Origin of the sequence: Streptomyces sp. NPDC127595 (assembly GCF_042671685.1) — a bacterium.
Lineage (GTDB): Bacteria > Actinomycetota > Actinomycetes > Streptomycetales > Streptomycetaceae > Streptomyces.
In genome coordinates this window covers 815,916-828,262 of the sequence record NZ_JBHXWK010000001.1, presented here as the reverse complement: position 1 = coordinate 828,262, position 12,347 = coordinate 815,916, and the positions used below count along the sequence as shown (strand labels likewise).

Sequence of the window (12,347 nt, the reverse complement as noted above, 5' to 3'; positions counted from 1 at the left end):
CCCTCCTCCGACGCGGGAGCGGCGGTGATCGTTCAGTGCCCAGGGCCTGTCCGGCGGATCATGCCGGACAGGCCCTAGCGGGCCGCCTGGAAAGTACGTCGGTACGCCTGGGGTGAGACGCCGATCGCGGCGTGCAGGTGCTGGCGCAGGGAGGCGCCCGTCGCGAAGCCGACCCGGCCGGCGATCTGGTCGACCGGCAGGTCGCTGGCCTCCAGCAGGTGCCGGGCCCGGACGACACGCTGCTGGGTCAGCCAGCGGCCGGGGCTCAGGCCCACCTCGTCGTGGAAGCGGCGGGCGAAGGTGCGCAGGCTCATCCCGGCGTGGCGGGCGAGGTCGGCCAGGGCGAGGGGTTCGTCGAGCCGGGTCAGCGCCCAGTCGCGGGTAGCGGCCGTGCTCGTGACCCCGGGCTCGGGTACCGGCTGTTCGATGTACTGGGCCTGTCCTCCGTCGCGGAACGGCGGGACGACGCAGCGGCGGGCGACGGTGTTGGCGAGTTCGCTGCCGTGGTCCGTGCGCACGATGTGCAGACAGACGTCGACTCCGGAGGCCGCACCGGCGGAGGTGAGGATCCGGCCGTCGTGGACGAAGAGCACGTCAGGGTCGAGGTCGACCTGCGGATACTCGGCCCGGAAACGGTCGACGACCTGCCAGTGGGTGGTGGCGCGGCGGCCGTCTAGGAGACCGGCGGCGGCGAGAACGAAGGCGGCCGTGCAGATCGAGACGATCCGTGCGTCCGGGCGGATCCGGGCAAGGGCTTCGGCGACCTCGGCGGGAAGGCCGGTCGGGATGTGCGAGGTCGCCATGGAGGCGACCACGACCGTGTCCGCTGTCTCGAGGATCTCGGGCCCGTGGTCCACGGTGACGGAGAAATCCGCGTTGGTGCGGACCGGACCGCCGTCGACGGTGCAGGTCAGCACCTCGTAGCGGGCACCCGCCGCGCCGAAGATACGGCTGGGGATGCCCAGCTCGAAGGGGTAGACGCCGTCGAGCGCCAGGACCACGACCCGTTCCACATGCTGCATGGCACGATTCTATCGAAGGTTGGCCATCGTGCCATTTTCCTGTCGGGCGGCGCACGGCAGGCTGAATGACCATGAGCACTGTGAACACCATGCGAGTCATCACCCAGCACGTCCTCGGCGGTCCCGAGGTCCTCGAAGTCGTCGAGGTGGAGCGGCCCGCGCCGCGGCCCAACGAGATCCTCGTCCGGGTCCGTGCCGCGGGGGTCAACCCGACCGACTGGAAGCACCGCGCCACCGGCGGTTTCCTCGGCGAGCCGCCCTTCGTCCTCGGCTGGGACGTGTCCGGCGTGGTCGAGGCCGTCGGCGTCGGCGTCGCCCGCTTCAAGGCCGGTGACGAGGTCTTCGGCATGCTGTCCTATCCGTTCGGACACGGCTCGCACGCCGAGTACGTCGCCGCCCCGGCCCGCGCCTTCACCCCCAAGCCCGCCGGTATCGACCACGTCCAGGCGGGCGCGCTGCCGCTCGTCTCGCTGACGGCGTGGCAGTCGCTGGTCGAGACGGCGGACGTCCGGCCCGGGCAGCGGGTCCTGATCCACGCGGCGGCCGGCGGGGTCGGTCACGTGGCCGTGCAGATCGCCAAGGCGCGGGGCGCGTATGTGATCGGCACGGCGAGCGCGGGCAAGCACGACTTCCTGCGCGAGATCGGCGTGGACGAGGCGATCGACTACCACGAGACCGACTTCGCCGAGGCGGTGAAGGACGTGGACGTCGTCCTGGACACGCTCGGCGGCGACAACGCGGTCCGCTCACTGCGGGTTCTGCGTCCGGGCGGAATCGTGGTCTCGATCCTGCCGATCGGTACGGACGACTTCTACGAGGAGGCCGAGCGGCTCGGCGTACGGGCGGTGCGGCTGCTCGTCGATGCCGACCGCGCCGGCATGGAGGCGATCGCGGAGCTCGTCGAGACGGGGAACCTGCGCGCGGCCATCGCCGGGACGTTCCCGCTGGCCGAGGCCGCGGAGGCGCACGCGCTCGGCGACACCGGCCGGACCACGGGCAAGCTGGTGCTCGTCGTCGACTGAAAGCGTTCGCCGGCAGTCACCGACGGAACCGACAACGCCCGCTGAGAGTCGCCGACTTGGGTGCCGACGGGCGGCTGATCAACAGCGACGAGGGTGCCTCCGCGCGGCCGGCGCGTCGACATCCTTGCCGGACCGACCAGTGCGCGCCAAGCCCTGTCCAGGGCCTGGCGCGCACTGTCGTAACTACGTCAACTCATCCTGAAGGAGGACAACCCTCAGCCGGGAGGACGACGCATCGCGCAAATCGAAGACATATGTCAATCGAACATGCTGAAATTCATCCCAACGAGGGTAACTTGCAGGGCAAGGAACGGTTTTGCAACCACCAGTACCCAGGTGTCGCGTCTAAGCTCACGGGCGCCGTCACCCCGGCCCCTGGTGACTCCGGACCCTGCAATGAGGAACGGTTCAGCAGCCGGTTGGAGGTGATGCCGTCATGGCGCCCGGCCCCGCACCCCACACCCGGCATCTGCGTGTCCACCGGCACCGCGGCCACACCGTGCTGGAACTGCACGGGGAGATCGACATCCTTGCGGCGATGGAGATCACGCCCTTCCTGGACTCCGCGACGGGCGGCCAGGCACCGCAGATCGTGATCGACCTGCGGCCGGTCGAGTTCTTCGACTGCTCCGGGCTGCGCCTGCTGTACCGGGCCAGGCGCCGCGTGCTCGCCCGGGAGGGCCGGCTGCACCTCGTCTGCACCCACCCGCTGACCCTGCGGATCCTCAAGGTGACCGGCCTCGCCCACCTGCTGCCGCCGTGCGCGTCGCTGGACGAGGCGCTGGGGCAGCCCGAGGCGACGTCCGGCAGCCTCTGACGGCTCTCCGGCCTCTCAGCCTGACGACTCTGCGGGTTGGAGCAGCCGGACGAGGTGCCTCGCCGGGGCCGACCACGTCGCCTTCAAGGACGCCCTCGACACCATCGCCGAAGTCCTCACCGCGCATCTGCGGGAGGACGCCTTCGAGACGGACTGAGACCGAGTCGTTCCGGGCTCAAGCGCCGCGAAGGCCTCGACGCCGGCCGCGCCCGAGGCCGCGTCGGCGGCCGTCCTCGCACCGTCCTCGCACCCTGCTCTCCGAACAGATCGCCGACGCCCGCGCCCCGCTCGGTTCCGGACAAACCCGAACCGCCGTCGCCGCCAAGCTGCGAGTCTCCCGATGGACACACAGCCGCGACCTCGACACCGCGTCCCGCTGACCGCCGCCACCGGGTCCCAACGCTTGACCTCAGCGGACAGACCCAGCCCAGTGCGGGGATCGCACAAGAGGACGGTCTAGTTGTCGCCTCGGTGTCCGTCGCGGACCACCGCTAACCCGCCGGCCCGCGTCGTGATACCCGCCGGCCCGCGTCGGGCCGAAGCGAGCACGCCAGCCGATCGGTCGGCCGAGGCTGCAACCCTGCTCCACCTCGATCGCGACTGTCGGTGCCCCCGCCGTGTCGAGCAGTCAGCGCCCCTGTCGTGTCGAGCAGGTGGGCGGCCAGGCGCCGGTGCTGTTGGCGTTGGCGTTGGCGTTGGCGTTGGCGTTGGCGTTGGCGACGTCCTAGTCGACACCGATCGTCGCCGCGAACATCCGCGCCGCACCCGGTCGGTCGCCAACCGGCGGTGCGTACACGAAACTGCCGAGGAGCCTGTACCGCTGGCACGCCGCTGTCAGCCTGCCGAGGTGTGGGTGGACTCGGAGCAGCGCCGACCGGTCGTGGACCGGTACCAGCATGCGTGGTGCGCCGGGCGCTGCGATCCGTGGCGCGTCGGTCGGATGCGGGTCGTCCGCGGTGAGCCCGAGCGCGGCGACGAAAGCGGTGCGCGCGTCCGGTGCCGGGTGACGCAACGCGACGAGGCCCTGGTCGAACCACACCTCGATACCGGCGGGACGGCGGATCGCGACGGTGCCGAACGCGCGCCCGCGGGTGTGTTGGCGGTCGCGCAGCTCGCCCAGCGCGGTGCGGGTCAACCGGGCGGCCTGCGTACCGATGTTCCCCAAGCCCGGAGACTGTGCCCCCGCTAATGGCAGCTCACCTGCGGCGATGCCCGCGATGTGGATGGAGTAGGCCTTACTCATGCGCCACCTCAGATCGGGGCCGAGGCTGACCTGACCCCGCGTGAGTCGTCGGCCGCTTCACGGGCGACTTTCCGGCCCAGGCGTCGATGAGCGATCGATGCCTGCGGAGTAGGGAAATAAGCAAATGAACCGACTCGACCTTTCACACGGGCTTGCCGTCTCCTCCATACTGCGTCCCCAACGAGAAATGACGCACCGCAATCACAGCTGAAGGATATCCTTCCAACCGGGAGCGCCATGAACTACACCTGCGTCAGCAGACGTTACACAGCGAATGAGATCGACCCGGTGATACGGGCGGCCATCGACGCCCATACGGAGGCCCACCAACTCGGCGAGATGATCGAGGAAATGGACAGCGCGGCACCACATTGCTGCGAGACCATAAGCGTACGTCTGAAGACGCCCGGGCTGCTGTCGAGGTTCTTCGTTCCCGTGGCCCCGGACCCGGACACTGAACATCGCACGGTCGTCGTCATTACCTCTGGGTACCTCGTCGTGGTCACGTCGGGAGAGAAGCGTGGCGTACACGTCAGTTCCACGCGGCTGGACGGTATCAGCCTCGTCGACCCCTCGCGTCGGTTCCTCGCCGCCGGTGCGCCTGCGGGGCGCGCTGCGTCCGGTCCATCGGCGCCCAGATTCGGAGTAGTCGTCTCCGGGCTGTGGTGGGGTTTCCGTCCTGTCGCGATTCTCGCGTCAAAGTACATCGGACTCGGCGACGACCCCGAGGGCCGGGACTTCCTGGACCAACTCCACTCGGCAGTCGCCGCGGCAAAGAAGGTCTGACCGTGGGTGTGCGGTGGACTCTGCACTCCGTGACGATTCGAATTGGGCGGCCACGGCACTCCACACTGATGACACCCAGGAACATCAATTTTCGCATCATAGGAACCGGCGAGTTCCGTCACTCACAGAGCAGCCGTTTTCATGCGAAATCGGAACGGAGAGAAGAGTGGAACACCCCTTGATCGGGATCCTTGCGGGTATGGGGCCACGGTCCACGGCACCATTCATAGAAATGGTGGTGACGGAGTGCCAGAAGCAGTACGGAGCACGGGACGACATCGATTTTCCCAAGATCATGATCTGCTCCCAGCCGGCACCGTTCTACGAAGACCGCCCTGTCGACCATGACGCCCTGGAGGCTGCGATCCGCGGCGGATTGAAGGACCTGGAAGCCACCGGTGCCGATCTTCTGGCCATTGCGTGCAATACCGCCCATGTCTATTACCCGAGCTTGGCTGCGGTTGTAGAGCCTCCCTTGCTCAACATGGTCGAACTCACGGCTGATGTGATGCCTGCCGCTGCGCGGACCATCGGCCTGATCGCCGCCCGCCCGACCGTGGAATCAGGCATCTACCAGCGGGCGCTGGCCGCACGAGGCTTCACTGCCGCGGATGTCGGCTGGCAGGGTGAGGTCGACCGCCTGCTCGGGCTGACCCGCGCTTCGGCCGGGTCGGCAGAACTCGCGGATGCCTGGCGCGAGATCGGCCTGCTCCTGCGTCTCGTGGGGGCCGACACCGCACTCATCGCGTGCCTCGACCTGAGCGCCATCCGCCAACACGCTCCAGGCGACCTGCCAGTCGTCGACGCCGCCGAATGTCTCGCAAGCGAAGTCGTGCGGCAGTGGCTTCACCTCCGCGATTCCTGATCACATCGGATCGTCAGGCGTTCCCAGACATCCGCCCTACCGGTGCGGGAATGCGGCCGATCACCCGGACCATGTTCGGCGATATTCCTCGGACATGACGAACGCGGTGCGGACCGTGGTCCGGCCGCCGCTGCCGTTGCCGAGCCGGCTGGGTGGCCCGGGCCGGCAGCAGGAGGCGTACTGGCACCGGGCGACGCCGGACGCGGCCCGCCACCAGGTGGACAACAGCGTCAAACGACCGACGATGCCCGTGGACTTCGCGCCGCGGAACGGGTTTGGGCGCTCTACCGTCACCGGCGCGATCAGGTGCTGGACAGAAGGTTCCACGACCGACTGCTCGCGAGGATCCGTGAGGCCAAGGCGCGATGCGGAGCCGTGGAGTGATCGACTCACGGTCGGTCGAGGCGGACGCGGTCACGGCTCCGGCATCTGCGGCTTCGACGCCTTCGGACTCGGCTCCGACCGCTGCGCCTTCGACAGCTTCGACCTCGACGGCTTCGACTTCGACGGCTTCGACCTCGACGGCTTCGACTTCGACAACTGCGGGCGCGACAACTGGTGCAACAGCAGCGTGCAACAGCGGCTGCGACAGCGGAAAAGCTGCCCGGGAACGTACACCGGGTCCGGCTGGACCGGCAGACGTGATCGGGGTGTCGGCCGGGGGCCCGTTTCGCATCCCCCCAGGGCTGTGCCGGGATGCACCGCGTCTGCTGCGGACGCGCACGAGTTTTTCCTGCTCCACGGTGCTCTTCCGGCCGTCCCTCGCACCGCGAGCGAGCAGCGCAACCTGCCCGCTTCGGCGTGCTTCCGCTCTCGCCGTCACCACCGGTCCCATGGACGAGTAGCTCTTACTCATGTCACGCCGGCGGTCCTGCCGGAGGGTGGAGCCCTGGCCTGCCGAGCGGTCCGAGTCCGGCCGCTCGGTCACAGTCGCCGCGAACGTTGCTCTCCTCTTAAAGGATCTGACCATGCACACCTGGACCCTCCCCGGCTATGTGGAAACCCGAGAACTGGGAGCCGGAGCCAGCGGTCGCGTCGTGATGGCCGTCGACCCGCTGACGAATTCGCCGGTGGCGATCAAGTACCTCAACACGCACCTGACTGGCGACGCCACGTTCCTGAACCTCTTCAGAGCCGAGTCGAGCCTCCTGCGAGGGCTGGACTCGCCACACGTGGTCCGTCTCTACGACTATGTGGAGACCGCTCAAGGCGCCGCCATGGTGATGGAGTTGGTGGATGGGCCGACGCTGCGCGCGCTGCTGCGCCACGACGGCGCAACGACTGTCGAAGCCGCCCTCGGGGTACTCAAGGGTTCCCTGCTGGGGCTGGTGGCGGCTCACACCGCCGGAGTCGTACACCGTGACTACAAGCCCGAGAACGTGCTCGTCACCGCAGAAGGGACCTCGAAACTCGTCGACTTCGGTATTGCGGCCCGCGACGGCAGCACCCCGACCACCGCCGGCACTCCTCTCTACATGGCGCCTGAACAGTGGCGCGGACGTCAGGCCTCTCCCGCCACCGATGTGTACGCCGCGACCGTCACATTCTTCGAGTGCCTGACCGATTCTCCGCCGTTCCGTGGCGAGAACCTGGCGGAGATATCCCTCAAGCACCTCTCCGACGCGGTTCCCGTCGACCTGGTGCCTGAGCCCGTGCAGGACCTCGTCCGTCGAGGCATGGCCAAGAGTCCCGAGGACCGATACTCCTCGGCCGAGGAACTCCTCATCCACCTGGAAGAGGTGGCGGAGCGTGCGTACGGAGCGGACTGGGAGGAACGCGGACACCGGGACCTGGCCGCCGCCGCACTTCTGCTGTTCATGCTGCCTGAGCCGTCGAGTACTTCGGAAGGCGATACGACTTTTGCCACCACGACGGTCTCCGCACCTCCCGTGGGCATCGGGGCAGGCGGCCACCGCACCGACCGACCGCGCCGCGGCGGAACAAGTCCCGTCCCAAGACGCGTACTTCTCGCCACGGGTGCCGTGCTCGCCACGGTCGGGCTGGTGAGCGTCGCGGTGATGGCGCAGCCGGCGCCGGACCGGGCCAACGCGGAGAGTTCCCTGTCCAAGGGCGCGCCGAGCAGCAGTGCGGAACCGGCGATATCGCCACCTTCGGCGTCCGGAAAGGACGGAAGTCCCACGGCGTCCGCCTCCTCTCCTGCCTCTTCCTCCTCGCCTTCCGCCCCGCTCAACGGAATCACGGTGTCTCCGGAGGCCGAACCCGGCCAGGCCGGTCAGGTCAACTCCGGGGAGGCGGACACCGAAGAGCCCCCTCCGCCGGTGGCGGCTCCTGCGGGGGCGAAGCCCGCACCCTCCAGTTCCGCTCCCTCGCCCCTGGCCGTCACCTCCCTGGAGATCGGATCCATGTCCCTGGACCTGTCCGACAACGTCGTCTCGGCCAATGTCACACTCACCGCCACCAGCGCAGAGCCGATCACCGTCACGTTCACCTGGTACACCAGCGACACCAAGGACACGCCCGAGACACCGCACGGCGCCGCCGAGACCGTCTCCCTCAGCGGTCACACCACGTACTCGATGACGGTCGATCACGCCTTCGGGGTCAAGGACTGCTCGGGTTACTGGGGTCTGAGTGCCACCACCTCGCCTGCGGCGCCTTCGGGCAGCGCCTACCAGGACGTGAACGCCGTGGCCTGCACGTGGTCCGGGCCGCAGCTCGACGGCCTTCGACCGATCGCGGTACGGCGGTGAATCCTGACAGTCGCCGGCGGGAGGAACAGCCGGAATATCTCTCGACGAACTGGGCGAACACGCTACCCGCGTCCTCTTCTCCCTCCGAAACGCCCGAGTCCGAGGCTGCGACCCTGTGGCGAACGGGCCTTCATCGCCCTGCCACCGGCCCCACACAGGCGAACCCGACGCTACGGCTGGACGAAGATACCTTCGACCAGGAGCCGTTCGCCGAAGGGCCGATCACCGCATGGCGGGGCACTGACCAGACGCTCTCTCCGCGGAAAAGGAGGGCCGGGAAGCTCCGGTACGCCCGCCGCACAGCAAGCGCGCTTCTCGTAGGGGCCACGGTGGCGTACTTCCTCTGGCAGCATCTCTCGGCGCCCTTGAGCGTCACACAGGTGCACGTCCACACCGACAGAGTCCGGGTGGGGTGTGAGCAGACGGCTCTCGTCACCGCGCTCGTCCGATCCGAGGGCGGTGCGGGCACCATTCGGTACCGCTGGCTCCGCAGTGACGGGAACGTCTCAGGAGTGCTGCGCCAGTCCGTCGCCGACGGAGAGGAACAGACCGTTCTTCCCCTGCGGTGGACCTTCCATGGACACGGCACGTACGACGCTGTCGCGGTCGTCGAAATCCTGTCCCCCACGGTGTACACCTCGTCCGTCGCTCTCACCTATCGCTGCTCGTGACACGTGTGGAGAAGGCTGACACCAAGTGAGTGGGCGCACATGTGTCTGAACTTTGCCGACCGCCCGCCCCCGGTCGGCGGGAGTGCCCAACGGGCGCTGGGGACGCAGCACTTGGGAATACCTCGGCCCCCGGGCGTCCTGATTCTCGGACACGCCCGGGCGCGGGCAAGCGCCGCCTCAGGAGGTCGGTCATCCGGCGCGTGACCGCTCTCCTAGCGTGTCGGTCAGTTCACTACGAGTGGACACACCGAGCTTGATGTACGTGCGGTGAAGGTGGTTCTCGATCGTCCGTGAGGAGAGTCCGAGCGTCGCGGCGATCTCTCTGACCGGGAGGCCTGACACGACCAGCTCAGCGATCTCCCTTTCACGGACGGTGAGCGGTGTGATGGACTCCATGGCACCCAGAAGCGGAGTGCGCGCGCCCTCGCAGCGCGCGGCAGCTGCCTCGGCCCGGGCGGTGGCGGCCGTGGCCCGGCGGGACATTCCTGCGGTACGCCAAGCTCCGGCGGCGGCCGCCGCGGCCTCCGCCGCCATGAGATCGGCGCCCGTCGCTTCGCACTCGTCGGCCACCCGCATCAATGCGTCAGGGTCACCGCCGGCCAAGGCCTGCGCGAACCGGGCACGCGTCGGCGCAAGTCCGCCATCGCTTCGCTCAGCGAGCTCGGCGAGTCGGCCCGCCGCTTCACCGGCACCCCCCAAGCGGGCGATGTCGGTGAGCAACAAAGCCTCCGCGGTGATGTGTCCGGTCGCCCGGGCCTTGCCCGCGGCCTCGAGGAGAACCGCACGCGCGGAGACGAGGTCTCCTTCTCCGGCGTGCCTCCACGCTGCCGCCAGACTCTGCTCGCCGACGGAGAAGGGGCCCTGAGGAACGGGGGGCAACGCCTCGCTCTCGGCCGAGGCCGCCCGAGCCGCGGAAAGGTCACCGAGGAGCCACGCACACGCGCTGACACCGGCCAGAGCGGGGCGCAGAGCCATCACGTGGTCAATGGCCCGGGCGAGCGCGGCGCACTCCGCGTACCAACGACGCGCCGATCTGGGGCGCCCCGCCAGCCACTGCGCTCGCCCGATGGACAACGCCATCCAGGCACGGACGATCGTGTCGGAACCGCCGACGTCTGCGAACGCCCGCTCTCCCCGTGTGGAGGCCTCGGCCAGGCGTCCGGCCTCGGTCAGCGCGACAACCGTGGAGACGAGTTGAGTGGCGGGGTGGGACACGAGAGCCTGTTCGTCGGTCCGCAGGTGGGCGTCGTAGGCACGTTCGGCCCATACCAGGGCCTCGAGGGGACGCCCCGTCAGCGCCAAGCCGATGGGTTTCATCAGCGCGCCCCTGAGCCAGATGTCGGCGTTCGGCACCCGGCCGATGTCCGTCGCCAGGTCTTCCAGCAAGGCCAGTCCTTGGGCCGGTTGCCCGGCCGCTGTCCTGAGGAAGCCTTCGTTGAGCCGCAGCGAGCGGTGGCTCTGCGGGGAGGTGACACGGAGCCGGGTGGTGTCGTTGAGAGCGAGGGCTTCGGAGAAGGAGGCGTTGCTCCAGAGCCGGTTCACCGTCCGGACCAGCGCGACGGCCAGGATGTCCTGCTCGTCGGCGGCTGATTCGTCGGCCGCGGCGAGTGCCTCGTCGGCCGGGCCCCAGTCCCCCATCTGGAACAGCGCTTCCCCGAGCACCAAGTGAGTCGTGGTCGTCCGCGCGTTCGGCGGCAGAGCCCTCAGGAGCGCGGCAACCTGCGCGTAGTCGTGCGCGTGGCGGGCCAGGGTCGCCGCCCGGGTGAGCAGGGCGGGGTCAGCTGTTCCTGTGGCGCAGAGGCGCCAGGTGGCGATGCGCAGCGGATCTCCCCGCCGGCGGTGCTGTCGGGCCTCGAGACGCTCCGCCTGTTCCAGGAGGAGGGTGCGCCGACGCGCGTCCGACATGCCGGCGATCAGGACCTCTCCGTACAAGGCATGCGCCAGGTGAACGGTGGTGCGGCGCCTGTTCTGCGTACTGCGGACCAGTCCCGCGTGCTCGAGCTCCGCAAGCACGTTCAGGCTCACCACGTGCATGAGATCGTCCGGCGAGAGCGGTTCGCACAGGGCGAGCAACTCCAGTCCCCTTCGTCCGGCCGGGGTGGTCGCTTCGAGATGCGAGCTGATCAGTTCGGTCAGCCGCTCGGTGCCGGGTAACCGGTCCGTCGCCAGCCTCCAGACTTCCCCGTCTCCGCTCAGGGCTCCCGCCGCCAAGCCGCCGAAGACCAACTCTCGCAGGTAGAGAGGGTTTCCGTCCGAGGCGCGGAACAACTCGCCGAGGGTGAACCGGTCGACGGGTGCACCGAGTACCGCGCTCAGCAGAGCATCCACCTCGTCCATCCCGAGCTGCGCGAGGTCGACCCGATGGATCGCGTCGCCGTGCGCCAGGGCCTGCACGGCGTCGCTGATGGATCCCTCGGGGGGAACCGTGGCGATGAGCCGGATCAGCCCGGTGTCCATGAGCTGCCGCAGCAGGACGGTGGAGGTCGCGTCCAGAAGGTGCAGATCATCGACGAGGATGGCCCAGCGCCGCCGGCCAGGTCCGGCGAGCGCCCCGGCGACGACCACGAAGTCCCTGACGGGGTCGATCAGTTCGGGACCGTGCGGCAGGAGATGGGCGATGGCCCCCAGCGGTATCGCCGCCGCGGCCCTGCTCGCCTCGACCCGGCCACCGTGGAATCCCGCTGCCACGGCTCGCTCCAACAACTCAGCGGCCAGCCGCGACTTGCCGACACCCCGTGGACCGTGGATGACGAATCCGCGCGCCGAGGGGTCGGCCAACGAGTCGGCGAAGTACGCCAGTTCGCCGTCCCGTCCGATCAGCGGCCACTGTCCGCACTGGTCTGCCGTCCTCATGGTGACCTCCTGGCCGAAGACCGAACCGTACAGGGACAGCAGACACGATCAGGCGAGGTGCGTCCAAGTGCTTTCCGCCCCGGGGGATCTCCACCCCGCCGGACGGAATGGAACGCGATTGCGGGCGGCTGTCAGAACCGCTCCGGCGAGCCACGAACGGGATGAGTACGTCTTACTCACCCGGTCCGCCGCCGACAGGTGGCACCCTGCCGGCACACGCGAGCACTCATGACTGCTCGCGCAAGGGAACGGACAGAGTGTGCCCGCTCCGCCCCCCGACCGCCGTGGTTCATGATCCGCAGGTGCCCTACAGAAAGAAGTGAATATGATCCGCAGGCGCCTTACAGAAGGAAATGA

Annotated in this window: 9 protein-coding genes; 6 read left to right on the top strand and 3 right to left on the bottom strand. The window is 68.8% G+C overall.

Annotated features, from left to right (window positions below):
- Positions 1–74: 74 nt before the first annotated feature.
- Positions 75–1,022, bottom strand: coding sequence for a GlxA family transcriptional regulator (locus tag ACFVKT_RS03455; protein ID WP_385727062.1), 948 nt, complete (start codon positions 1,020–1,022; stop codon positions 75–77).
- Positions 1,023–1,093: 71 nt separating this feature from the next.
- Between ACFVKT_RS03455 and ACFVKT_RS03450 the strand changes: the two genes are divergently transcribed.
- Both ACFVKT_RS03450 and ACFVKT_RS03445 read left to right on the top strand, forming a co-directional pair.
- Entirely contained in the window at positions 1,094–2,044 is a 951-nt protein-coding gene (locus ACFVKT_RS03450; RefSeq protein ID WP_385727060.1) for an NADP-dependent oxidoreductase, read from the top strand.
- A gap of 436 nt (positions 2,045–2,480) precedes the next feature.
- On the top strand, positions 2,481–2,861 hold the full coding sequence (locus ACFVKT_RS03445) for an anti-sigma factor antagonist (RefSeq protein ID WP_385727058.1): 381 nt from the start codon (positions 2,481–2,483) through the stop codon (positions 2,859–2,861).
- Positions 2,862–3,585: 724 nt separating this feature from the next.
- Here ACFVKT_RS03445 and ACFVKT_RS03440 read toward each other — a convergent pair.
- Positions 3,586–4,104 (bottom strand): hypothetical protein, encoded by a 519-nt coding sequence (locus ACFVKT_RS03440; protein ID WP_385727056.1) that lies wholly within the window; start codon positions 4,102–4,104, stop codon positions 3,586–3,588.
- 237 nt (positions 4,105–4,341) lie between these two features.
- Here ACFVKT_RS03440 and ACFVKT_RS03435 point away from each other — a divergent pair, with 237 nt between their 5' ends.
- From ACFVKT_RS03435 to ACFVKT_RS03420, 4 genes are all read left to right on the top strand, one after another.
- Positions 4,342–4,890, top strand: coding sequence for a hypothetical protein (locus ACFVKT_RS03435; RefSeq protein ID WP_385727054.1), 549 nt, complete (start codon positions 4,342–4,344; stop codon positions 4,888–4,890).
- A gap of 199 nt (positions 4,891–5,089) precedes the next feature.
- On the top strand, positions 5,090–5,755 hold the full coding sequence (locus ACFVKT_RS03430; RefSeq protein ID WP_385728120.1) for an aspartate/glutamate racemase family protein: 666 nt from the start codon (positions 5,090–5,092) through the stop codon (positions 5,753–5,755).
- A 968-nt stretch (positions 5,756–6,723) separates the two neighbouring features.
- The gene (locus ACFVKT_RS03425) at positions 6,724–8,466 is read left to right on the top strand and encodes a serine/threonine-protein kinase (RefSeq protein WP_385727052.1); all 1,743 of its coding nucleotides are present in this window, start codon (positions 6,724–6,726) and stop codon (positions 8,464–8,466) included.
- 329 nt (positions 8,467–8,795) lie between these two features.
- Positions 8,796–9,137, top strand: a complete 342-nt coding sequence (locus ACFVKT_RS03420; protein ID WP_385727050.1) for a hypothetical protein — start codon at positions 8,796–8,798, stop codon at positions 9,135–9,137.
- 189 nt (positions 9,138–9,326) lie between these two features.
- Here ACFVKT_RS03420 and ACFVKT_RS03415 read toward each other — a convergent pair whose 3' ends face one another.
- The gene (locus ACFVKT_RS03415) at positions 9,327–11,990 is read right to left on the bottom strand and encodes a LuxR C-terminal-related transcriptional regulator (protein ID WP_385727048.1); all 2,664 of its coding nucleotides are present in this window, start codon (positions 11,988–11,990) and stop codon (positions 9,327–9,329) included.
- Between the last annotated feature and the right edge of the window lie 357 nt (positions 11,991–12,347).

What these genes read in the sequence shown, in the direction of transcription:
- ACFVKT_RS03455 (WP_385727062.1), bottom strand. Translation starts at nt 1,022, where the DNA reads ATGCAGCATGTGGAACGGGTCGTGGTCCTGGCGCTCGACGGCGTCTAC.
- ACFVKT_RS03450 (WP_385727060.1), top strand. Translation starts at nt 1,094, where the DNA reads ATGAGCACTGTGAACACCATGCGAGTCATCACCCAGCACGTCCTCGGC.
- ACFVKT_RS03445 (WP_385727058.1), top strand. Translation starts at nt 2,481, where the DNA reads ATGGCGCCCGGCCCCGCACCCCACACCCGGCATCTGCGTGTCCACCGG.
- ACFVKT_RS03440 (WP_385727056.1), bottom strand. Translation starts at nt 4,104, where the DNA reads ATGAGTAAGGCCTACTCCATCCACATCGCGGGCATCGCCGCAGGTGAG.
- ACFVKT_RS03435 (WP_385727054.1), top strand. Translation starts at nt 4,342, where the DNA reads ATGAACTACACCTGCGTCAGCAGACGTTACACAGCGAATGAGATCGAC.
- ACFVKT_RS03430 (WP_385728120.1), top strand. Translation starts at nt 5,090, where the DNA reads ATGGGGCCACGGTCCACGGCACCATTCATAGAAATGGTGGTGACGGAG.
- ACFVKT_RS03425 (WP_385727052.1), top strand. Translation starts at nt 6,724, where the DNA reads ATGCACACCTGGACCCTCCCCGGCTATGTGGAAACCCGAGAACTGGGA.
- ACFVKT_RS03415 (WP_385727048.1), bottom strand. Translation starts at nt 11,990, where the DNA reads ATGAGGACGGCAGACCAGTGCGGACAGTGGCCGCTGATCGGACGGGAC.